The 22,374-nt window shown below is 71.3% G+C and carries 20 protein-coding genes; 9 read left to right on the top strand and 11 right to left on the bottom strand.

The window, feature by feature from the left end:
• The first annotated feature begins 34 nt into the window (after window positions 1-34).
• A complete protein-coding gene (locus CP977_RS17165) occupies window positions 35-1,282 on the top strand; it encodes a trans-sulfuration enzyme family protein (RefSeq protein WP_152370421.1) in 1,248 nt (415 codons plus the stop codon).
• Between the two features lie 7 nt (window positions 1,283-1,289).
• Here the strand turns inward: CP977_RS17165 and CP977_RS17160 are convergent, their stop codons facing one another.
• A complete protein-coding gene (locus CP977_RS17160) occupies window positions 1,290-1,775 on the bottom strand; it encodes an LURP-one-related/scramblase family protein (RefSeq protein ID WP_109186793.1) in 486 nt (161 codons plus the stop codon).
• Between the two features lie 31 nt (window positions 1,776-1,806).
• A complete protein-coding gene (locus CP977_RS17155) occupies window positions 1,807-2,556 on the bottom strand; it encodes a bestrophin-like domain (protein ID WP_062753881.1) in 750 nt (249 codons plus the stop codon).
• A 1,468-nt stretch (window positions 2,557-4,024) separates the two neighbouring features.
• Between CP977_RS17155 and CP977_RS17145 the strand changes: the two genes are divergently transcribed.
• The gene (locus tag CP977_RS17145) at window positions 4,025-5,824 is read left to right on the top strand and encodes an NHL domain-containing thioredoxin family protein (RefSeq protein WP_109186794.1); all 1,800 of its coding nucleotides are present in this window, start codon (window positions 4,025-4,027) and stop codon (window positions 5,822-5,824) included.
• On the opposite strand, the gene CP977_RS17140 is transcribed toward CP977_RS17145, so the two are convergent.
• The 3 genes from CP977_RS17140 to CP977_RS17130 all read right to left on the bottom strand — a co-directional run bounded on the left by CP977_RS17140 (window position 5,821) and on the right by CP977_RS17130 (window position 9,505).
• The gene (locus tag CP977_RS17140) at window positions 5,821-6,165 is read right to left on the bottom strand and encodes a hypothetical protein (RefSeq protein WP_062753885.1); all 345 of its coding nucleotides are present in this window, start codon (window positions 6,163-6,165) and stop codon (window positions 5,821-5,823) included. The two genes, CP977_RS17145 and CP977_RS17140, sit on opposite strands and share 4 nt — an antisense overlap.
• A 71-nt stretch (window positions 6,166-6,236) precedes the next feature.
• Entirely contained in the window at window positions 6,237-7,544 is a 1,308-nt protein-coding gene (locus tag CP977_RS17135) for a M18 family aminopeptidase (RefSeq protein WP_062753886.1), read from the bottom strand.
• Between the two features lie 131 nt (window positions 7,545-7,675).
• Window positions 7,676-9,505 carry an acyl-CoA dehydrogenase gene (locus CP977_RS17130; RefSeq protein ID WP_109186795.1) on the bottom strand — a complete coding sequence of 610 codons (1,830 nt, stop codon included), beginning with the start codon at window positions 9,503-9,505 and terminating at the stop codon, window positions 7,676-7,678.
• A 257-nt stretch (window positions 9,506-9,762) separates the two neighbouring features.
• Here CP977_RS17130 and CP977_RS17125 point away from each other — a divergent pair, with 257 nt between their 5' ends.
• The 3 genes from CP977_RS17125 to CP977_RS17115 all read left to right on the top strand — a co-directional run bounded on the left by CP977_RS17125 (window position 9,763) and on the right by CP977_RS17115 (window position 12,615).
• A complete protein-coding gene (locus CP977_RS17125; RefSeq protein WP_152370419.1) occupies window positions 9,763-10,263 on the top strand; it encodes an SseB family protein in 501 nt (166 codons plus the stop codon).
• A gap of 124 nt (window positions 10,264-10,387) precedes the next feature.
• Entirely contained in the window at window positions 10,388-11,350 is a 963-nt protein-coding gene (locus CP977_RS17120) for a pirin family protein (RefSeq protein ID WP_062753888.1), read from the top strand.
• A 152-nt stretch (window positions 11,351-11,502) separates the two neighbouring features.
• Window positions 11,503-12,615 carry an AI-2E family transporter gene (locus CP977_RS17115; RefSeq protein WP_152370418.1) on the top strand — a complete coding sequence of 371 codons (1,113 nt, stop codon included), beginning with the start codon at window positions 11,503-11,505 and terminating at the stop codon, window positions 12,613-12,615.
• Here the strand turns inward: CP977_RS17115 and CP977_RS17110 are convergent.
• On the bottom strand, window positions 12,612-14,738 hold the full coding sequence (locus CP977_RS17110) for an ATP-binding SpoIIE family protein phosphatase (RefSeq protein ID WP_152370417.1): 2,127 nt from the start codon (window positions 14,736-14,738) through the stop codon (window positions 12,612-12,614). The genes CP977_RS17115 and CP977_RS17110 overlap by 4 nt on opposite strands.
• A gap of 137 nt (window positions 14,739-14,875) precedes the next feature.
• Here CP977_RS17110 and aspS point away from each other — a divergent pair, with 137 nt between their 5' ends.
• The 4 genes from aspS (at window position 14,876) to CP977_RS17090 (ending at window position 19,855) form a co-directional block, all read left to right on the top strand.
• Window positions 14,876-16,693 carry an aspartate--tRNA ligase gene (gene aspS, locus CP977_RS17105; protein ID WP_152370416.1) on the top strand — a complete coding sequence of 606 codons (1,818 nt, stop codon included), beginning with the start codon at window positions 14,876-14,878 and terminating at the stop codon, window positions 16,691-16,693.
• Window positions 16,694-17,267: 574 nt separating this feature from the next.
• Window positions 17,268-17,753: a hypothetical protein gene (locus CP977_RS17100; protein ID WP_167308911.1), complete on the top strand. Its 486-nt coding sequence runs from the start codon at window positions 17,268-17,270 to the stop codon at window positions 17,751-17,753.
• Window positions 17,754-17,771: 18 nt separating this feature from the next.
• The gene (locus CP977_RS17095; RefSeq protein ID WP_152370414.1) at window positions 17,772-19,253 is read left to right on the top strand and encodes a hypothetical protein; all 1,482 of its coding nucleotides are present in this window, start codon (window positions 17,772-17,774) and stop codon (window positions 19,251-19,253) included.
• A gap of 80 nt (window positions 19,254-19,333) precedes the next feature.
• Complete coding sequence (locus CP977_RS17090) at window positions 19,334-19,855, top strand: hypothetical protein (protein ID WP_152370413.1); 522 nt, start codon at window positions 19,334-19,336, stop codon at window positions 19,853-19,855.
• Here the strand turns inward: CP977_RS17090 and CP977_RS17085 are convergent.
• Genes CP977_RS17085 through CP977_RS17065 form a run of 5 tightly spaced genes read right to left on the bottom strand, consistent with a single transcriptional unit; the run spans window position 19,827 to window position 22,368 of the window.
• Entirely contained in the window at window positions 19,827-20,408 is a 582-nt protein-coding gene (locus CP977_RS17085) for a hypothetical protein (protein ID WP_152370412.1), read from the bottom strand. The genes CP977_RS17090 and CP977_RS17085 overlap by 29 nt on opposite strands.
• Complete coding sequence (locus CP977_RS17080) at window positions 20,405-20,872, bottom strand: hypothetical protein (protein ID WP_152370411.1); 468 nt, start codon at window positions 20,870-20,872, stop codon at window positions 20,405-20,407. The genes CP977_RS17085 and CP977_RS17080 overlap by 4 nt, the downstream gene beginning before the upstream one ends.
• 32 nt (window positions 20,873-20,904) lie before the next feature.
• Complete coding sequence (locus CP977_RS17075) at window positions 20,905-21,441, bottom strand: SMI1/KNR4 family protein (protein ID WP_152370410.1); 537 nt, start codon at window positions 21,439-21,441, stop codon at window positions 20,905-20,907.
• 20 nt (window positions 21,442-21,461) lie between these two features.
• Window positions 21,462-21,875: an Imm50 family immunity protein gene (locus CP977_RS17070; RefSeq protein WP_152370409.1), complete on the bottom strand. Its 414-nt coding sequence runs from the start codon at window positions 21,873-21,875 to the stop codon at window positions 21,462-21,464.
• The gene (locus tag CP977_RS17065) at window positions 21,862-22,368 is read right to left on the bottom strand and encodes an Imm50 family immunity protein (protein ID WP_167308913.1); all 507 of its coding nucleotides are present in this window, start codon (window positions 22,366-22,368) and stop codon (window positions 21,862-21,864) included. Before CP977_RS17065 ends, CP977_RS17070 begins: the two co-directional genes overlap by 14 nt.
• Window positions 22,369-22,374: the final 6 nt, after the last annotated feature.

Raw genomic sequence — 22,374 nt, 5'->3', positions numbered from 1 at the left:
GGGAAGGCAAGCGCCCCTTTCCCAGACTGACTTCATGACCCGCCCCGACGCCCCGCCTTCCGCCCGCCCCCGCCCCGAGACCCCGCCCTCCGTCCACCCCCACCCCGACACCCTCGCCGTCCACCCTCCCCACGTCGAGGTCACCGGCAGCCGCCCCCTCGGCGTCCCCCTCCACCAGGGGCACGTCTTCGCGTTCGACTCCGCCGACGCCCTCGCCGAGGGCTTCACCTCCCCGGACGCCTTCCTCTACGCCCGCCTCGGCAACCCCACCGTCCGCACCCTGGAGGACGCCGTCGCCCGCCTCGAAGGCGGCGCCTCCGGCCTCTCCTTCGCCTCCGGCATGGGCGCGGTGAACGCCGTCCTCCTCTCCCTCCTCGGCTCCGGCGCCCACGTCGTCGCCCAGACCTGCCTGTACGGCGGCACGTACGCGGTCCTCACCGACCTCGCCGCCCGCTGGGGCGTCCACGTCACGTACGTCTCCGGCACGGACCCGGAGGAGGTGCGGGCGGCCCTGCGCCCCGAGACCCGCCTGCTCTACCTGGAGACCATCGCCAACCCCACCACCCGCGTCTCCGACCTGCCCGCCCTCGCCGCCGTCGCCGCCGAGGCGGGCGTCCCGGTCGCCGTCGACAACACCTTCGCCTCCCCGCTGCTCTGCCGCCCCCTCGACCACGGCGCCGACGTCGTGATCCACTCCGCGACCAAGTACCTCGCCGGACACGCGGACGTCCTCGGCGGGGTCGCCGTCTTCAAGGACCGCGAGCTGTACGGAAGGGTCCGCCGCCACGCCGTCGAACAGGGCGCCTCCACCGACCCGTTCGCCGCCTGGCTCACCCTGCGCGGCCTGCAGACCCTCTCCCTGCGCGTGGAGCGCCAGTGCGCCAACGCCGCCGAGCTCGCGGCCCGGCTCGCCGCGCACCCGGCGGTCGCCGCCGCCCGCCACCCGTCCCTCGCGAGCCACCCGGACCGGGAGGTCGCCGCGCGCCTGCTGCCCGCCGGGGGCGGCGGGGTCGTCTCGATCGACCTCGCGGGCGGCCGGGACGCGGGCCGGACCTTCGTGGAGGCGGTCCGGCTCGCCTCGCTCAGCGTCTCCCTGGGGGATGTGAAGACGCTGGTCATGCACCCGGCCTCCACCTCGCACCACCAGCTCGACGCGGCGGCCCTCGCGGCGGCGGGCATCGGCGCCGGCACGGTCCGGATCTCGGTCGGCATCGAACACGTCGAGGACCTGTGGACGGACCTGGAGCAGGCGCTGGACCAGGTCCTGAAGAAGGCAGCCTGACGAGGGGTCAGTCCTCCCGCTCCGCCATCCGGATGACGCACACCGCCACCGCGACCATCAGGGCGGCGTCTGCGTCCTCCCGGACCACGTTCACCGCGTACGTGTCGCGGACGCGGAACCACTGCCGGGAGACGTGGACCAGGAGCTCGCCCTCGTACTCGACGGTGAACTCCCGGTCCAGGATCCGGCCGCTGACGTCCAGCTCCGTGCCCTCGACCAGCGTCACCCGGTAGTGGTTGCGCAGCAGCGAGAGCCGCTTGCGGCGGACGGTCGCCAGCGTCCGGTCGTCGCGCTCGATCGTCATCGCGTCCCGCAGGCTGAACATCTTCTGCCGCAGGGTGATCAGGACCCGCCCCTCGGGGTCCTTCAGCTCCAGGGTGTCGCGCAGCCGCATGGCCTTGCCGTCGGCGAGGAAGGCGTGGCGGCCGTGCTCGTCCTCGATCCAGTAGTCGTCGCCGATCGCGAAGATCTTGTCCCGTACGAGATATTTCACCCGGTTACTCCTGCCCCGCCGCAGCCGCTTCTCACCCGAAGTAGCGGGTGAACGCGTCCGGACTCGCCCCGAGCATCTCCCCGAACGGCGAGTCGAGCTGATGGATCAGCAGCACCGTGAAGGCGATGAACCCGGACAGGCCCATCACCATCACCACGTGGGTCGCGCTCCGCTTGATCCCGAAGAGGAACATGAACGCGAGCGTCAGCACGCCGCCGATCAGCAGCCCCGTCCACAGCACGGGCGACAGCTGCTCCTGCGCCGCCGCCTCCCGGCCGCGCCGCGCGTCGTCCACGTAACCGAGCTGGGCCAGCAGCTCCTGGGCCGCGATCTGCTCGGACACCCGGTCGGAGCGGGTCACCTCGCCCGCCCGCCGCAACTGGTCGAGCAGCGTCCAGCCCGAGGCGCCGAGCGGTTCGCGGCCGGCCATCGCGGGCCACTCGACGTCCACGACGTGGCTCGCGTACGTCCGGGCCGCGTCGCGCACCGGCTGCCGCTGGGCGGGCGGCAGCGCGTCCGCGAGGAGGTACGTCTGGTGCAGGGCGCTCGCCTCGGCCTGGACGTGGTCGGAGGCGGCCGAGCGCGTCTCCCAGACGGAGACCAGGCAGAGGCCGAGGACGACGGCGTAGAGGACCGACACCATCATGGCGATGTACTCGGCCACGTCCTCGCGCGGCTCCTCGTCCTCCCCGGCCGGGAAGAGCCGGGTCTTGGCGAACACGGAGAGGGCGGCGACGAGCGCGACCCCGAGGACGACGACGAGGGTTTCGAGCAGGGCCACGGTCACTTCCTCCTACTGCCGAGGAGCGCGGCGGCGACGGCCGCCGGGATCAGGAGCAACAGCAACATCGTCGCCACCCCGAACTCCGCCGCCTCCCGCCCCCGCCGCCGCACCCGCCCGAAGAACCCCTCGTCGTCGAGCCCGTCGGCACGCCGGAGGGCGGGCGGGGAGGGGACGGAGGGCGGGGCGGTCGGTACGGCTCCGGGGGGTACGACCCCTGGGGGCACGCCCTCCGGGGGCACGCCTCCGGGAACGGCACCCGCACCGGGAACGACGGGACTCCCGAACCGCCCGGCGGCACCTGCGCCCGTACTCGTACCCGCACCCGCGCCCGCACCTGAGAGGGCGCCCGGAGCACCCGGAGCACCCGGAGCACCCGAGGCCCCTGGAGCACCCGGAGTCCCTGGAGCACCCGGAGTCCCTGGAACAGCCCCCTCCGCGGCCCCACCCGCCCCCGAAGCGCTCGGAGCCGAAGCCCTGGGAGCCGGGGGCCCGGGGGCGGCCGGCGCCCTGGGGGCCGGCGCCTCCCGCACCACGAAGACGGCCGAGGCCCCCGCAGTGAGGACCGGTGCCGAGACCCGTTCGCCGCCCGCCCCGAGCGTGGTCGCCCGGTCGCTGCCGGAGGCGCGGCCGGTGCTCCGGTAGGTCCCGGGGCGGAGCCGTACGGTCGCCCGGCAGAGGGCGGAGGTGTCCGGGGCGAGGACGGCCACGGTCCCGCCCTGCCCCCCGCAGTCGGGCGAGCCGGGCGCGAGGGCGAGCCCGGGGTCCTCGACCCGCACGGCGTAGAGGGGAAGGTTCCCCTGATTGGTGACGGTGTACGTAACGGTGGCCACGCTCGCACCCGACCCCGTCCCCGTCCCCGACCCCGGGTCCGCGACCACCACCTCCTCGGTGAGCCCCAGCGCCCCGGCGACCCCGGCGTACCCGGCGCGGGCGGTCGCGGTGAGCCGGGTGCGGAGGGAGGGGACGTCGCCCTCGGCCCGTACGGGATGCACGTGCCGCCCCGCCACCGCCCGGAAGCGGGCCACGCACTCCACCTCCTCGGCCGCGGGGAGCAACCCCGCCGGGCACCGCACGGACCCGGCGGGGGCGCCGGGGTCGAGGACCCGGACCCGGTGCAGGTCCGCCTCGCTCAGGTTCAGCAGCCGGTACCGCTTCACGACCCACGTCCCGACCCGTACCTCGGGCGGCCGGCGGTCGCTGTCGGCCCGGCCGTTCACGGTCACGGTCAGCCGCAGGCTCCCGTCCCCGACCCCGCCCGCCCACCCGGAACCCTCCAGGAGGGCGGACGCGAACAGAACCGCCACGAGTAACCCGGCACTCACCCGAAAGCCGGAATAGTCCGATGATCTGCCCACGTGCTCCATGCCCGCCATGCTGACCGGCCCCCACCCCGGAACCCGCCCCCGGACACGCCCTCCGCCCCCGCCCGACCCCCACTTTCCACCCGTACGGCACCCTTGGACCCATGAACGATCCCGCGCCCACCCCCGCGCCCCGACGTGCCCGTGTCCGCGCCCCCGAGCTGATCGGCAAGGGCGGCTGGCTGAACACCGGCGGAGAAGAACTCACCCTCGCCGACCTGCGGGGGAAGATCGTTCTTCTCGACTTCTGGACCTTCTGCTGCGTGAACTGCCTGCACGTCCTCGACGAGCTGCGCGACCTGGAGGAGAAGCACCGCGACACCCTGGTGATCGTCGGGGTGCACTCGCCGAAGTTCGTGCACGAGGCCGAGCACCAGGCCGTGGTGGACGCCGTCGAGCGGTACGAGGTGCACCACCCCGTACTGGACGACCCGGAGCTCGCGACCTGGAAGCAGTACGCCGTGCGGGCCTGGCCGACGCTCGTCGTGATCGACCCCGAGGGGTACGTCGTCGCCCAGCACGCGGGCGAGGGCCACGCCAACGCCATCCGGACCCTGGTGGAGGAGCTGGAGGCCGAGCACGGGGCCAAGGGGACGCTGCGGCGCGGCGACGGGCCGTACGTGCCGCCGGAGCCCGCCGCCACCGACCTGCGCTTCCCCGGCAAGGCGATCACCCTCCCCTCCGGGAACTTCCTGGTCTCCGACACCACCCGGCACCAGCTGGTCGAGCTGGCGGCGGACGGCGAGACCGTCGTGCGCCGCATCGGGGAAGGGGTCTTCCGGGAGCCGCAGGGCCTCGCGCAGCTCCCCGACGGCAAGGTCGTCGTCGCCGACACCGTGAACCACTCCCTGCGCACGTACGACCCGGAGAGCGGCGCGATCGAGCTCGTCGCCGGCACCGGGAAGCAGTGGTGGCAGGGGTCCCCGACCTCCGGCCCCGCCCTGGAGGTCGACCTGTCCTCGCCGTGGGACGTGGCCTGGTGGCAGGGGAAGGTGTGGATCGCCATGGCCGGCGTCCACCAGCTGTGGACGTACGACCCCGAGACCGGCACCGTCGGGGTCGCGGCCGGGACGACGAACGAGGGCCTGGTCGACGGGCCCGCCGCCGAGGCCTGGTTCGCGCAGCCCTCCGGTCTCGCGGCCGCCGGCGACCGGCTGTGGATCGCGGACTCCGAGACCAGCGCCCTGCGCTGGATCGACGCGGACGGGATCGTGCGCACCGCCGTCGGCACCGGCCTCTTCGACTTCGGCCACCGCGACGGCGACGCCGGCCAGGCGCTCCTCCAGCACCCGCTGGGCGTGACCGCCCTGCCGGACGGCTCGGTCGCCGTCAGCGACACGTACAACCACGCCCTGCGCCGCTACGACCCCGCCTCCGGCGAGGTCACCACCCTGGCCACCGATCTGCGCGAGCCGAGCGACGCGGTCCTGGTCGACGGGGACATCGTGGTCGTCGAGTCCGCCCGGCACCGGCTGACCCGGCTGCGGCTGCCCGAGGAGGCCGTCCGGGTCGAGGCGGTCGCCCACCGCACCCGGCGCGAGGCCACCGAGGTCGCCCCCGGCCGCCTCCGCCTCGACGTCGTCTTCCGCGCCCCGACCGGCCAAAAGCTGGACGAGCGCTACGGCCCCTCGACCCGGCTCCTGGTCTCCTCGACCCCGCCGGAGCTGCTGCTCGGCGGCGAGGGCACGGGCACGGACCTCTTCCGCGACCTCGACCTGAACCCGGAGATCACGGAAGGCGTGCTGCACGTCTCGGCGATGGCCGCCTCCTGCGACGACGACCCGGCCAACGAATATCCGGCCTGCCACGTCCACCAGCAGGACTGGGGCGTCCCGGTGAAGCTCACGGACGCGGGCGTCTCCCGCCTGCCCCTGATCCTCGCGGGCATGGACGAGCAGGGCTAACGCACGAGCCCCTGGTTCCCGGACGGGCGCCCCGCGGCCCCGTCCAGGCAGCCCTCCACCCAGGCGGCCGGGTCGTGGACGGCCCGGTCGCCGCCCTGCCCCTCCCGCTCCAGGCGCACGCAGCCCCCGGCGATCAGCGCCTTCGTCCGCGAGCCGTCCGCGTCGTACCCGCGGATCCGGGAGGCCAGGACGTACCCGCCCTCGTACGCGATGTCCGTGCCCCACGGCGGCCGGTCGTCGTACTCCCCGATCAGCAGCCCCGCCCCGGTCAGGGCGGCGAGCACGCCGACGACGGCGAACGGGACGAACTTCCGCGGCGGCGGACCCTCATGACGGTGCATGGGGACGAGCCTGCCGGGCGGGACCTTTCGCGGATGTTTCGCGAGCGGTCCCGGCCGGCGGGACTCGTGGCTCAGCCCTCCAGGAACGCCACCAGCGCGTTCGCGAGCAGGTACGGGTCCTCCGCACCGCACAGTTCGCGGGCGCTGTGCATGGAGAGGATCGCGACGCCGATGTCCACGGTGCTGATGCCGTGGCGGGCGGCCGTGATCGGGCCGATCGTGGTGCCGCACGGCATGTCGTTGTTGGAGACGAACGACTGCCAGGGCACGCCCGCCTTCTCGCAGGCGGCGGCGAAGACGGCCCGGCCGCTGCCGTCGGTGGCGTAGCGCTGGTTGACGTTCACCTTGAGGATCGGGCCGCCGTTGACGCGCGGGTGGTGCGTCGGGTCGTGCCGCTCCGCGTAGTTGGGGTGGACCGCGTGGCCGGTGTCGGAGGAGAGGCAGACGGTGCCGGCGAAGGCGCGCGCCCGGTCCTCGTAGGAGCCGCCCCGGGCGTACACCGAGCGCTCCAGGACGTTGCCGAGCAGGGGCCCCTGGGCGCCGGTGTCGGCCTCGGAGCCGTTCTCCTCGTGGTCGAAGGCGGCGAGGACCGGGATGTACGGCAGGTCGTCGCGGCCCGCGAGGGAGGCGAGCGCGGCGGTCCCGGCGTGCACGGACAGCAGGTTGTCCATGCGCGGCCCGGCGAGCAGTTCGCGGTCGCGGCCCAGGTAGGCGGGGGCCTCCACGGCGTGGACCATCAGGTCCCAGCCGGTCACGTCCTCGGCGTCGACGCCGGCCTCGGCGGCGACGAAGGAGATCAGGTCGCCCTCGTGGACGTCCCCGATGCCCCAGACGGGCTGCATGTGGCGCTGGCGGTCGAGCTTCAGGCCGTCGTTGGCCTGCCGGTCGAGGTGGATGGCGAGCTGCGGGACGCGCAGCAGCGGCCGGTCCGCGTTCACCAGGCGGTGGCTGCCGTCGCGGAGGGTGAGGCGGCCCGCGAGGCCGAGGTCGCGGTCGAGCCAGGTGTTGAGGAGGGTGCCGCCGTAGATCTCGACGGCGACCTGCCGCCAGCCCTGCGAGCCCAGGTCGGGGCGCGGCTTCACGCGCAGGTTGGGGGAGTCGGTGTGGGCTCCGACGATCCGGTACGGGGTGTGGGCGGCGGCGCCCTCCGGCACGTACCAGGCGATGATCGCGCCGCCCCGGACCACGTACTTCCCGCCGCTCGTCGCGTCCCAGGCCTCGGTCTCCTCGACCCGCCGGAACCCCGCCTCCTCCAGGCGCGAGGCCGCGTTCGCGACCGCGTGGTACGGGGAGGGGGAGGCCGACAGGAAGGCCATGAGGTCGTCGGTGTGCCCGCGGTCGAAGGGGCCGGCGGTGGTACGGGAAGCTGCGCTGCTCATGGGGTTCACCTTACGCAGGGGGCCGGGGGGGAGGCCGGGGTGCCCGGCAAGGCGGAACGGCCCGCCCCCCTCCCCGGGGACGAGCCGTTCCTTGTATGGACGAGAAGTGCTCCCGAACGCCCTGGGGCGTCCTAGAACGCGGCCTCGTCCAGGTCCATCAGCGAGCCGTCGACCGACTCGGCGAGCGCGCGCTCGGCGGAGACGCCCGGCAGGACGTTGGCGGCGAAGAACTTCGCGGCCGCGATCTTGCCCTGGTAGAAGGCGACGTCCTTGCCGGAGGCGCCGGCGGCCAGCTTCTCGGCGGCGACGGCCGCGCTCTTGAGGAGCAGGTAGCCGACGACGACGTCGCCGGAGGCGAGCAGCAGGCGGGTGGTGTTCAGGCCGACCTTGTAGATGTTCTTGACGTCCTCGCCGGTGGCGGTGAGGTCGGTGATCATCCGGCCGACGATGGCCTCCAGGTCGACGGCCGCCTTGGCGAGCGCGTCGCGGGCGCCGGCCAGCTCCTCGCCGCCGGTGCCGACCGCGAGGAACTTCTTGATCTCCTCGGACAGCGTGTTCAGGGCCGCGCCCTGGTCGCGCACGATCTTCCGGAAGAAGAAGTCCTGGCCCTGGATGGCCGTGGTGCCCTCGTAGAGGGTGTCGATCTTGGCGTCCCGGATGTACTGCTCGATCGGGTACTCCTGGAGGAAGCCGGAGCCGCCGAAGGTCTGGAGCGACTGCGCGAGCTGCTCGTAGCCCTTCTCGGAGCCGTAGCCCTTCACGATCGGGAGCAGCAGGTCGTTGAGGCCGTGCAGCGCCTTGGCGTCCTCGCCGGCCGCCTCCTTGATCGCGATCTCGTCCTGCACGGAGGCCGTGTAGAGGACGAGGGAGCGCATGCCCTCGGCGTACGCCTTCTGCGTCATCAGCGAGCGGCGGACGTCGGGGTGGTGCGTGATGGTGACCTTGGGCGCGGCCTTGTCCATGAAGTTCGCCAGGTCGGTGCCCTGGACGCGCTCCTTGGCGTACTCCAGGGCGTTGAGGTAGCCCGTGGAGAGGGTGGAGATCGCCTTCGTGCCGACCATCATGCGGGCGAACTCGATGATGAGGAACATCTGGCGGATGCCGTCGTGCTTGTCGCCGATCAGCCAGCCCTTGGCGGGGTGCTTGTCGCCGAAGGTCATCTCGCACGTGTTGGAGGCCTTGAGGCCCATCTTGTGCTCGACGTTGGTGGCGTACACGCCGTTGCGGGCGCCCAGCTCGCCGGTCTCCCAGTCGAACTCGTACTTGGGCACGAGGAAGAGCGAGAGGCCCTTGGTGCCGGGGCCGGCGCCCTCGGGGCGGGCGAGGACGTAGTGGAGGATGTTCTCCTCCATGTCGTGCTCGCCGGAGGTGATGAAGCGCTTGACGCCCTCGATGTGCCAGGAGCCGTCCTCCTGCTGGATCGCCTTGGTGCGGCCGGCGCCGACGTCCGAGCCCGCGTCGGGCTCGGTGAGGACCATGGTGGAGCCCCAGCGCTTCTCGACGGCGATCCGCGCGACCTTCTTCTGCGCCTCGTTGCCCTCGTTGTGGAGGATGCCGGCGAACGCCGGGCCGGAGGAGTACATCCAGACGGCCGGGTTCGCGCCGAGCAGCAGCTCCGCGTAGGCCCAGATCAGGGAGCGCGGGGAGACGGTGCCGCCGATCTCCTCCGGGATGCCCAGGCGCCAGTACTCGGACTCCATGAAGGCGTCGTACGACTTCTTGAAGGAGGCCGGGACCGGGGCGGTGTTGGTCTCGGGGTCGAAGACCGGCGGGTTGCGGTCGGCGTCGGCGAAGGACTCCGCGAGCTCGTTCTCGGCGAGGCGGCGGATCTCGTCGAGGATGCTCTTGGCGGTCTCGACGTCCATCTCCTCGAACGGACCGGTGCCGTACACCTTGTCGCGGCCGAGGACCTCGAAGAGGTTGAACTCGATGTCGCGGAGATTCGACTTGTAGTGCCCCATGGCGACGGCTCCGTAAGGCTCGGGGAGGGAGGTTCCTCTTACACATACCAGCGAGTAGCAAAACGCTCTCCACCATGATGCTACCCGTCAGTAATAAGAGCAACCCCTGACGGGCGTCTGTGACGCGCCTCGCCCTCCCGCCCCGTCCCGCGGGCCTCGCGGACCCTTTCCGCCCCGCCCGTCCCGCGCCTCGGACGTACCGGCGGGTAAGGGGCGCGGGCCCCCGACGGCCCCCCGCCGCTCGATAGGCTGCCCCCATGTACGGATACGGCCAGCACGCGGACGGTAGTGCCGCCCAGCAGCAGTACATCCCGCCCCAGCAGGGCGGGATGCAGGCCGGCATGCAGGGCGGCGTACAGGGCGGTTACGGGCAGCAGACCCCGCTCTACCCCGAACCCTCGCCCCCCTCCCTCGCGGACGCCGTGCGCGCCTTCACCACCGGCACCCTGGCCGCCGAGGACTTCCAGCAGATCTTCGCGACCTCCAAGGTCTACTGCCCGCGCGGCGACAACCCCGGCTTCCTGGCCCTGCACAACACCCAGCAGCCGGTCATCCCCATGTTCACCTCGCTCAAGGAGCTGCGGCGGTACGCGGGCAAGGAGTCGAAGTACTTCGTGATCACCGGCGCCGAGGTGATCGACCTCCTCCCGACCGGCTACGGCTTCGTGCTCGACATGGAGGGCGACCACCGGATGGTCTTCGACGCGAAGGCCGTGGAGCAGATGGTCGACTTCGCGATGCGGCGGATGTACGGCTGAGGCGCGGTCCGCGTGCGGCCGGGACGCCCGGGGGAATTCCTCCCGGGCGTTCCGCGTTCCGGGTGGCAGAAAGTTCAGCGTTCAACTAAAGTGGACGTGCAAGGTCGCCCAAGGAGGTCCCGCCATGCCCGCCGTGACTGTCGAGAACCCGCTCACCCTGCCGCGCGTCGCCGCCCCCGCCGACGCCCCGGCCCGCCCCGTGCTCGCCGTGACCACGGCCCCCTCCGGCTTCGAGGGAGAGGGCTTCCCGGTCCGCCGGGCGTTCGCGGGGATCAACCACCAGTACCTCGACCCGTTCATCATGATGGACCAGATGGGCGAGGTGGAGTACGCGCCCGGAGAGCCCAAGGGAACCCCCTGGCACCCCCACCGCGGCTTCGAGACCGTCACCTACATCATCGACGGCACCTTCGACCACCAGGACTCCCAGGGCGGCGGCGGCACCATCACCAACGGCGACACCCAGTGGATGACCGCCGGCGCCGGGCTGCTGCACATCGAGGCCCCGCCGGAGTCCCTGGTCGTCAGCGGCGGCCTCTTCCACGGCCTCCAGCTGTGGGTGAACCTGCCGGCCGCCGACAAGATGATGGCCCCCCGCTACCAGGACATCCGCGGCGGCCAGGTCCAGCTGCTCACCTCCCCCGACGGCGGCGCGCTGCTCCGCGTCATCGCGGGCGAGCTGGACGGCCACGAGGGCCCCGGCATCACCCACACCCCGATCACGATGATCCACGCCACCCTGCGCCCCGGCGCCGAGATCGGCCTCCCCTGGCGGGAGGACTTCAACGGCCTCGCGTACGTGCTCGCCGGGCGCGGCACCGTCGGCGCCGAGCGGCGCCCGGTCCACACCGGCCAGACCGCCGTCTTCGGCAAGGGAGGCGCCCTCACCGTCCGCGCCGACGAGAAGCAGGACGGCAACACCCCGGACCTGGAGGTCGTCCTCCTCGGCGGGCGCCCGATCCGCGAGCCCATGGCCCACTACGGCCCGTTCGTCATGAACACCCAGGCCGAACTGCGCCAGGCCTTCGAGGACTTCCAGGCGGGCCGCCTCGGCACGATCCCGGCGGTGCACGGGATGGGCGAGTAGGAGGTAGGGAGTACGGGGTACGGGGCCGGGGCGCGCGCTCCGGCCCCGTACGCGTACCCGGCCCCGCGTGCGCACCCCTTCGCTGACGAGTCGTCACCCGTACGGGCCGTCAGCGCGCGACGGCGCGCCGGGCGGCGTGGTCCGGTGGTCGGGTGCAGACGCCCACCACCGGAACGCTCCTTCCCGAACCCGTCCGCCGGGTCGCCGCCTGGTGCGCCGTCCTGCTGCTCGTCGCGGGGGTCGCCGCCGTCGGCGTCTGGCTGTGCGTCGTCTTCAAGACGGCCGTGACGCCCGTCCTGCTCGCCATCCTCGGCACCGCCCTCCTCGGGCCCCTCTACCGCCGCCTGCTGCGGATGAAGGTGCAGAAGTCCCTCGCGGCCGGGCTCACCGTCGTCGCCGTCCTCGCGGTCGTCGGCGGCGCCACGTACATCGTCGTCGCCGCCCTCATCGACACCGGTGACCAGATCGTCGCCTCGCTCCGGCAGGCCGCCGAGGACATCGCCAAGCACTTCGGCGCGGCCGGGACCTCCCTGGACGACCTCAGCCGGAACGCCGAGGGCCTGCTCAAGAAGTTCGGCGGCACCGCCGCCTCCGGGGTGATCTCCGGCATCAGCGTCGTCGGGCAGCTCATCGCCACCGCCGTCCTCGCGCTGCTCCTGATCTTCTTCTTCCTGCGCGACTCCGACCGGGCCGCCGGGGCCCTGCGCTCCCTCGTCCCCCGCGCGACCGGCGACACCGTCGAGGCCATGGCGCGCCGCGCCTTCGAGGCCGTCGAGGGCTTCATGCGCGGCACGACCTTCATCGCCCTCGTGGACGCAACCCTCATCGGCATCGGGCTGCTCGTGCTGCGGGTGCCCGGGGCGGTCGGGCTCGCGGCGCTCGTCTTCGTCACCGCGTACATCCCCTACCTCGGCGCCTTCCTCTCCGGCGCGGTCGCGGTCCTCGTCGCCCTCGCGGACCGGGGCTTCGTCATCGCCCTGTGGGCGCTCGGCGTCGTCCTCGCCGTCCAGGTCATCGAGGGGCACCTGCTCCAGCCCATGGTCCAGAGCCGCACCGTCCACATGCACCCGGCCGCCGTCATGCTCGCGATCACGGCCGGCGCCTCCGTCGCGGGCATCCTCGGCATGCTCCTCGCCGTCCCCCTGACGGCCGCGGCGACGGGGGTACTGGGGGGGCTGCGGAGCCGGTACGGGGAGGGGGGCGCGCCCGACGCGCCGGACACCCCCCAGGGCCTGTCCGGCGAATCAGGGTCGGACACCCCCTAGCCGCAGCAGCCCTCCGTCGTGCCCGGCTCGTCGAGCTCGAACCAGATCGACTTGCCCTCGCCGCGCGGATCGACCCCCCACGCGTGCGCCAGCATCTCCATCAGGACCAGGCCCCGGCCGCTGGAGGCCATCTCGCCCGGGTGGCGCCTGTGCGGCAGTTCGTCACTGGTGTCGGAGACCTCCACGCGCAGCCGGCGCGACGTCTCGCCGCAGGCGACCTCCGCGACCAGGAGGGCGTCGCCGTCCGTGTGCACGAGGACGTTGGTGACCATCTCGGAGACCATCAGGACCGCCGAGTCGAGCTGGTCCCCGTCCGCCCAGTCGTGCAGCAGCTGCCGCATCTGCTCCCGCGCCTCCGCGATCCGCTCCGGCTCCGCCTGGGCGATCGTCATCAGGGTGCGGCGCGGGGTCTCCCGTACGGTCCCGGCGGGGCGGCGGGAGAGCAGCAGGACGGCGATGTCGTCCTCGCGCCGGTCCGCGAGCGGGCCCGTGGTGTGGTGCGAGCCGGGGCCGTGGACGGCCTCCACGAGGGCGTCGGCGAGCTCTTCCAGGTCCTCGCCGTCGTGGGACTCCAGGAGCTTCCTGACCCGCTCCCAGCCGCTGTCCAGGTCGTGCCCGCCGGTCTCCAGGAGGCCGTCGGTGCAGATCATCAGGGTCTCGCCGGGGTCGAGGGTCAGGCGGGTGGTGGGGTAGTCGGTGTCGGGGTCGATGCCCAGGGGCAGCCCGCCGGCCGTGGGCCTCAGCAGAACCGTTCCGTCGTTCATCCGCACCGCCGGGTCCGGATGCCCCGCCCGCGCGATGTCCACCGTCCCCGTCTCCAGGTCCACCTCCAGGTACAGACAGGTCGCGAACCGCGGACCGTTCTCGCTCTCCCCGTCGTCGCCGTCCGTGATCCCGTAGAGGAAGCGCGAGGCCCGGGAGAGGACCGCGTCCGGCCGGTGTCCCTCGGAGGCGTACGCGCGCAGGGCGATCCGCAGCTGCCCCATCAGGCCCGCCGCCCGCACGTCGTGCCCCTGCACGTCCCCGATGACCAGGGCGATCCGGCCCGCGCCGCCCCCGTTCCCGCCGGGGCGCGAGGCGCCGCCGGGCAGCCGGATCACGTCGTACCAGTCGCCGCCGACCTGGAGCCCGCCGCCGGTCGGCACGTACCGCGCGGCCACGCGGATGCCGGGGATCCCCGGCCCCAGGACCGGCATCATCGTCCGCTGGAGGCCGAGCGACAGCTCGCGCTCCGACTCGGCCACGCCCGCGCGTGCGAGGGCCTGCGCCAGCATCCGCGCCACCGTCGTCAGCACCGACCGCTCGTCCGGCGTGAAGGCCACCGGGTGCTTGAAGGCCGCCATCCAGGCCCCCATCGTGCGTCCGGCGACGACCAGCGGCACGAAGGCCCACGAGCGGCGCCCGAAGCGCCGGGCGAGCGGCCAGGTCACGGGGAAGCGGCGCAGGTACTCCTCGGGCGACGGCAGGTAGATCGCCCGGCCCGTGCGGACCACCTCGGCCGCCGGGTAGTCGGTGTCGAGGGACATCGACGCGAAGGGGCCCTCGTCGTCCCGGCTCTGCCCGTGGTGGCCGATGATCGTCAGCCGGTCGCCCGCGACCCCGAAGACGGCGAGCCCGTCCGGCGAGAAGCCCGGCATGGACAGGGAGGCGGCCACCCGCAGCACCTCGGCCGTCGACCGCGCCTCGGCGAGCGCCCGGCCCGCGTCGAGCAGGAAGGCCTCGCGGGAGCGGCGCCAGTCGCCGGTGACCGGGGTGCGGGAGGCGGCGTCCGGCGCCTGCCCGGCGACCTCCTGGAGGGTGCCGACCAGCTGGTGGCCCGTCCCCTCGACCAGCGGCTTGGACCGGCTCCGTACCGTACGGATCACCCGCCCCTGCTCGTCCATGATCCGCAGCCGGGACTCGGCGAGGGTCTCCTCGGCGATGGCGAGGTTCACCACGCCGCCGATCTCGTTCCAGTCGACCGGATGAAAACGGGAGCGTACGGCCGCCTCGCTGAGCCGTACGGGCTCGGCGGGCAGCCCGAGCAGCCGGGCCGCCTCGGCGTCGAGCGAAAAGGTCCCGGACGCGTTGTCCCAGCGCCACAGGCCGGTCGCGATCGCGGCCAGGACGTCCTCGGTGCGCATTGCCCCACTTTATGAATATCGGACTGCGGGACGCCACCGACGGTGTCCGAGGAGCGATCCCGGCCCGGCCGGTAGGCTGGGAAACCTTGACACCGTCAAGCCCTTCCCCATCGATCCCGAAGACTGGATGAACGACGATGCATCGGTACAGGTCCCACACCTGCGGCGAGCTCCGCGCCTCTGACGTCGGCACCGACGTCCGGCTGAGCGGCTGGCTGCACAATCGGCGCGACCTGGGCGGCATCCTCTTCATCGATCTGCGCGACCACTACGGCATCACGCAGCTCGTCGCCCGTCCCGGCACCGCCGCGTACGAGGCGCTCGACAAGCTGACCAAGGAGTCCGTCGTCCGCGTCGACGGCAAGGTCGTCTCGCGCGGCGCCGAGAACGTCAACGCCGAGCTGCCGACCGGCGAGGTCGAGGTCGAGGTCGCCGAGGTCGAGATCCTGGGCGCCGCCCAGCAGATCCCCTTCACCATCAACGCCGACGACGGCGTCAACGAGGAGCGGCGCCTGGAGTACCGCTTCCTCGACCTGCGCCGCGAGCGCATGCACCGCAACATCATGCTGCGCTCGGCCGTCATCGCCTCCATCCGCTCCAAGATGGTGGCCCTCGGCTTCAACGAGATGGCGACCCCGATCCTCACCGCGACCTCCCCCGAGGGCGCCCGCGACTTCGTCGTCCCGTCCCGCCTCAACCCGGGCAAGTTCTACGCGCTGCCGCAGGCCCCGCAGCAGTTCAAGCAGCTGCTGATGATCTCGGGCTTCGACCGGTACTTCCAGATCGCGCCCTGTTTCCGCGACGAGGACGCCCGCGCGGACCGCTCGCCGGGCGAGTTCTACCAGCTCGACGTCGAGATGAGCTTCGTCGAGCAGGAGGACGTCTTCCAGCCGATCGAGAAGCTCATGACGGAGCTCTTCGAGGAGTTCGGCGGCGGCCGCCACGTCACCTCGCCGTTCCCGCGGATCCCGTTCCGCGAGTCGATGCTCAAGTACGGCAACGACAAGCCGGACCTGCGCACCTCGCTCGAACTGGTCGACCTCACCGACGTGTTCGCGCACTCGGAGTTCAAGGCGTTCGCCGGCAAGCACGTCCGCGCGCTCGCCGTCCCGGACACCGGCGACCAGCCGCGCAAGTTCTTCGACGGCCTCGGCGACTACGCGATCTCGCTCGGCGCGAAGGGCCTGGCCTGGATCCGCGTCGGCGAGGGCGGCGCCCTGACCGGCCCCATCGCCAAGTTCCTCACCGAGGAGAACGTCAAGGTCCTCACCGAGCGCCTGGGCCTGGAGCCCGGCCACGCCGTCTTCTTCGGCGCCGGCGAGTTCGACGAGGTCTCCAAGATCATGGGCCCGGTCCGGGTCGAGGCCGCCAAGCGCGCCGGCCAGTTCGAGGAGAACGTCTTCCGCTTCGCGTGGATCGTGGACTTCCCGATGTACGAGCGGGACGAGGAGACCGGGAAGATCGACTTCTCGCACAACCCGTTCTCGATGCCGCAGGGCGGCCTGGAGGCCCTGGAGACCCAGGACCCGCTGGACGTCCTCGGCTGGCAGTACGACATCGTCTGCAACGGCATCGAGCTCTCCTCCGGCGCGATCCGGAACCACGAGCCCGAGATCATGTTCAAGGCCTTCGAGATCGCGGGCTACTCGAAGGAGACCGTCGAGACCGAGTTCGCGGGCATGCTCCGCGCCTTCCAGTTCGGCGCCCCGCCGCACGGCGGCATCGCCCCGGGCGTGGACCGCATCGTCATGCTCCTCGCGGACGAGCCCAACATCCGCGAGACCATCGCCTTCCCCCTCAACGGCAACGCCCAGGACCTCATGATGGGCGCCCCCACGGAACTGGAGGAGGCCCGCCTGCGCGAGCTGAACATCCAGCTCCGCAAGCCGGTCGAGTCGAAGGTGGTCGAGGGCCGCCCGGTGACGGAGGCTGTGCATCCGGACGCGGCGCGGTAAGCAGTACGCCGTACTGACGAGAGGGGCCCGGAACCGTGGGTACGGTTCCGGGCCCCTCCCGCTTCCCGTCAGCCCGTCCGGAACGGCAGCCACAGATCGAGGCCCCACACGTCGCCGTCGCCGACGCGGGCGCTTACCGGGCCATCATGGCGACGGTCGGCTTGGTGTAGGAGGACCCCGCTGTCACATGGTGATGCGCCAGAAAAATCAGCAAGTGGTCGGCATAAGTCCTGGAGAACCTGGGAACAGCGCCCGGGCCTGCGACTCGTTGCTTATGTCCATGAGTGCCTCGGTGATACGAACAATATCCAAGCCCAAGGGCTGGCGTTTAGGGGTTTCTGTAGGTCAAGGACCTTGTTGATACCTCCGGGTCGGTAAGCGGTCGGCATGAGGCTGGACAGCGTCCTGGCTTGCTGGCCCACACCCCTTGGCGTGGGTCGGTTGTGGAAGGTGTCGCCACGGGGCCGAAAATGACAGCGCCCGCCCCTCGGAGGGCGTCACGGCAGCAACTGGGTTTGTATACAGCACCGTTGCTAAAATTGCTCAGGAGTCGATGATCGGGACGGGGGAGACGATGACGTTCAACGACGAGTGGGAACAGCTGGTTTCGGAGGCCAAGCAGCGTCGGTCCACAGGGATGCAGCTCAATCAGCTGGAGCCGGGATCCGCCGGTACCGGTGGCGAAGCCGGCGTGGATCTGGTGGTCACGCAGGACGACCTCGGAGCGGTTGGCCATGAGGCGTTCCTGCTCCACGGTGAGCTGCGCAAGAAGGCGGACATCGTGGGTGCGGGCGTCGATCGGAACGGCGAGGGCTCCACTGCCCGGGCGGCCAGGGAATTAGCAGACCGTAACCTGACCATGGGTGGCGAGCTCTACACCACGTTGTCGGTGTGGGACTCGCAGGTGAAAACCGTCCTGCAGATGTGCGCACACATCTCGAACCACCTGGACTACTCGAAGAAGATGCACGCCGATGAGGACGCCGCGATCGCGGCCACTCTTCGAGGCCGGGACGGGGCCGCTGTGCCGGTCTCCGCGATCACCACGTACGTGCGCTGACGGGGAGGCGGTACACCGATGGGCACTTTCACCTACTCCGACCTCATTGCATTGGATCTCGACAGGCTGAGCACCGCCGTCACGAACTGGAAGACGATGGCCGGGAGTCTCGCCACGCTGCAGACCGATGCCAGGGACGGTCTGCTGAAGAAGTCCGAAGGCGCCCGTTGGCAGGGTGTCAACGCGACGGTGACCAAGGACTTCGTCCGCAAGGCCGCCAAGGAATTCGCCGATCTGCACAAGGAAGCGCAGAGCATCCATGCCGTGCTTGCCGACGCACATGCCGAACTGTTGCGGATCCAGAAGAGGGCGAAGGCCCTGACCGACGAGGCACGCAAAGGCGACCCTGGCCGGTCTCCCGACCCCGACCACGGCCTGCTGGTGACGGACGGCGGGAACGGGACGGTAAAGGTCGTCGAGGCGGTGTGCGACGTGAAGGGAACCTCGCAGCGGACCAAGGACAGGATGCAGTGGTACGCCGACACCCTCACCGGCCTGGTCGCCCACGCTGCCGAGGTGGATGCCGCGGTCGGCCGAGCTCTGCGCAAATCCCACGGCGGTGACCCGCACAACGCCGGTCACGCCGCCTACACCTCGCTCGACGAGGATCAGCTACCGCGTGCGATGCAGCTCGCCTCACTCGGCGAGGACGCCAGTGGTGGACAGCGAGCCGAGTTGCAGCGGCTGTGGCAGTCGCTGAGTCCTGAGGCCCGTGCCGAGCTATGGAAAGCTCGGAAAGACGACCTGCTGGCAGCCGGACTGCTCAGTCCCACGGTCAAGAAGATCGCCCCGGACAGAGGTTCGGGGCGATACGGAGCGGAAGAACCCACCTTCACCGAGTTCTTGACCAAGGACAAGATGAGGATGCTCTCCTCGGGTTCCGACTGGCAGGGTATGAACGATGCCTCCCGGCATATGCAGCACTATCTCGAGAAGTCGGGTGAACCGCTGGATCTGCCCGTGGACAAGATGCTTCACGATGACGAGGGACTCCGTATCCATGCCGAGGAAGCGATTCGCGGAAAGCAGGACGCCTGGCGGGAACAGGCGTTGGAGGAGTTCCGGCGAAACGGCGGCCGGCCGGTCGCCGTCCCCGTGGAAACCTCCAACAGCGACTACACCTTCCCCCAGAACGAGCAGGCCAACTGGTTCTACGCGGTCGGTTCCACCCGTACGAACGTCACCGGCGTGGTGACCGTAGTATCCGGAGCCGACGGTGAGCCGAAGGTCGGACTCGACTATCAGGTCAACGCCTGGGACCGCTACAACTGGGACCAGGGCAAGGGCGTCGACATCGGCTTCCTCAACGTTCCGGATGGCCAACCGGCGCGACTGCACACCACCGGTCTTGCCCAGGAATTCGACATGCAGGGCAGCAGTTCCGTGAAGTACTACGATCTCGGTTCCACGACGTCGAACGACGATCCGCTGCCCGCACCGGACGATCCCGGCCGCGAAGGGACGAGGCAGGATCCGGACAGACAGAGGACGAAGCGTTGAGCCGAGTGACCACTGTAGTTCCGGCACCGGGAGGGAAGCGCCGACCGGGGGGCGTGCGCAGGACGCTCATCGTCCTCGGCGTGGCACTCGCGGTCGTGGTCGGGGGAATCATGGCTGTGGCCATGCTCGGCGACCGGGCCGTGTCCGAGACGGCGGCCAAGGAGAAGAACTGCTGCTGGGAGGAAGGAGTCACTCCCGCCGGGCTCAGTGCGCGGATCGGCATCAGAATCCCCGAAGGGGCCATGGACCGAAAGGCCGCGGTGAAGGCCAACTCCCGTCACGAGACGGGAATTCTGGCCTTCACTCTGCCCGAGGATGCCGCACATCGCTATCTCTCCCGGATGGTGCCCGAAGACACCAGGCTGATCGCCAACATCGCTCCGAAGCACGACGCGTACAAGGGGGACGCCCCGTTCACGCACCTGGAACTGACGGAGCCGGAGACGATCACCTCGAACCTCGGGAAGACCGCTCTCTGCCCCGAAGACACGGCCACCCCGGAGGGCAAGCACCTGCGCAGTTGCGTGGACATCTATGCCCATGCATTCGAACCGGGCGCCACGAGGATCTACGTCAGGTCCAGTGGAGGACTGGGGCAGTGAGCCCCCCGTAGGGCTCCCGTTGTGACGACGACCAGGCCAATGGCGTGGGTCGGGCTCCCTGCCTCCGGTACGGACAGACTCGTCCGTACCGGAGGCTTCTGTCGACCAGTGTGTTCTTGATGCGGCGCAGCCGGAGCATCTGCTCCCGCGGCAGGGACTGCCACCCGTCGGCCAGACGCGCGGCCGTCTCCCCCGGCGTGCCCAGGTTCCGCAGGACGTCCGCGCGGAGCGCGGGGAGGTCCCGGGCCGGGTCGGTGGCGTCGGGCCCGCACTCCCGGATCAGATACGCCCGTACGCGGGCCGAGCCGATCACCGCCTGCTGCGACCGTCCTCCCTCCGGATACACCCCCGGGAGCGCGGCGAGCGCGATCCGACCCCAGCGGATCCTGGTCCCGGCCGGGAGGTCCCCGTTCTGCATGCGACCGACGGCGAGGTCGCGCAGCTGCTCCCAGTCCTCCGGTGAGTGGGACCCCGCATCGGGTCCCACAGGGATCCGTTCCAGGTCCTCCAGCGAGGTACGGGGGAGCCCGCCCCGGTCGTCGTCGGGGCTCACGCCTCCGCCACCCCCGTGCCCGTCGCCTCCATCGCCTCCATCGTCACGCGGAACTCCCGTACAGCCGCGAGGCAGTCGTTCCGTGCCCCGCTGTCCGCAGGGAGGCTCGAAGAGCCTTCCTGCGCAAGTTCCTCGGCGGCGCGGAGAACCGTCTGCGCGAGGTCTTCGGCACGGACCCTGCCCACCGGTTTCCCCTTCGACGCGACCGAGACGAACCCCTTCCCGTCATGCCGGAAGTCGAGCCGGAACGACGAGCCGATGCCCGCGTACGAGAGGGTCCGCCGCTTACCGGAGAGCAGCGGCCCGAGCTGGTGGAGCAGGAGCGCCACCGACAGGTGGATCATCATCCCCTGGTCGGGGACGTGCCCCGCCGACACCACCCTTCCGCGCTCTCCCTCCCACACCATGTCCCCGAGGTCGAAGTCGTCGGGCTCTCCCTGCCCCGGGCGTACCGAGAACCTCACCGTGATCGTGGCCGGCGGCCCCTTCCGCCCCGTCACGCCGGACCGAGCCGACGGAACCCGTGTACGGCGAGAGGGAATGAGGACGAGAGGATGCCCGAGCGCAGATCGCCCGACAGGGCGGACGCGAGGAATCGGGTGCAGGACACGGAGAAGTGCTCCCACCGGGCGCCGCGCGCCTCGTTCACCATGACCGTCCACCCGTCCGGGTCGAGCCCGGGCCGGACGAGCCAGTACAGGCACTCTCCGTTGTCCGTGACCGCCCACGGGACGACCCGGGCCCCGTCGCCCGCCTCCAGCTCCGCCGGTTTCTCCTCGTACGCCCACAGGTCCTCCAGGTCCTCGGCCTGCTGATCGGCCCAGGTGAGGAGGTCGTAGTGCGCGTTGGGGCAGTCGGGTTCGAGGACGTACAGGTAGTCGTCCCAGTTGCTTCCGCCGTAGATGCGGACGAGTTCCTTGTAGTCGGCGGGCAGCCCGGTCCCGAGGGCACGCTCGATCTCGGCCCAGTCCTTTCGGCGGGGTACGTCCGGGGCCGGGGCGACCTGGTGAAGGGCTGCGAGAGCGTTGTTCATGACGGGATCGCTCCTGGAGGTCAGCAATCCGTACCCGACGAGAGGTACGAGCGGAAGCGGGCCACGGTCGATCCGGACGCCGTGAAGGCGAGGTACGAGCCCTCCGCCTCGACGGTCACCCGGACGTCCGTGCCCTCCCGGGGGTTCAGGGTGATCCCCGCGTCACGGGCGCTGAACTGCCAGCCGTTGAACCGCAGTCCGCGCACGCCCGTGAACTTCACGTAGATCTCGACGGTGTTGCACGCCCTGTCCGCCCAGGCGAGGGGCGGCCTCTCGGGGAGGGCGGTGGTCTCGAACATCAGGGTCACCGACGCGTCCCTCTCGTCGATCTGCGTGTAGTAGAGGCGGCACTCGTCCAGGTTCGGTGGCGTCGTGTACGCGTTCGTCACCTCGCCCGTCGCCCCGACGACGGTCGTCCAGTCAGACGCGCTCATGGAAGGTCTTCTCCTCGGGGCCCGGGACGGTCGTGAAGCGCCTCCTGTCGAGAGGCCTCAGGAAGAGGTGCGGGCCTCCGTCCGTGCCGTCGGGCGCGATCCCGAAGGCGCTCACGTGCCCGACGTGCACGGTGTCGTGGCTGGTGAAGCCGAGGTCCATCCCGGCGCCCCGCACGCGCACCCGCATCCGCCGGTCCCGGCCCAGGGGCTCCGCCGTGAAGGACGCGGTGGGTACGGGCGGCTCCCACTCCTCCAGGGCTAAGTCCTCCACCGCGAGGAACTGGAAGTGGCACTGGACGGTGTCGACGTCCGCGCCCCCCCACTCCGGCGGAACCTCCGCCGGGAAGGCCGACAGGTCTACGCGCAGCATGACCGTCGGCCCCCTCCAGGACAGGTTGACGGCCCGAGGCCGGAACGTGCCGAGGTGCGGGACCTCTCCGTACAGGCGGACGAGGTCTTCGGGGTTCACCAGGGTCGGGACGGCGGCCGTCATGGGGCC

The sequence above is a fragment of the Streptomyces cinereoruber genome, from assembly GCF_009299385.1.
Lineage (GTDB): Bacteria > Actinomycetota > Actinomycetes > Streptomycetales > Streptomycetaceae > Streptomyces > Streptomyces bikiniensis.
Note: the sequence above shows the minus strand (reverse complement) of the source record. Positions and strands in the feature narration are given on the sequence as shown.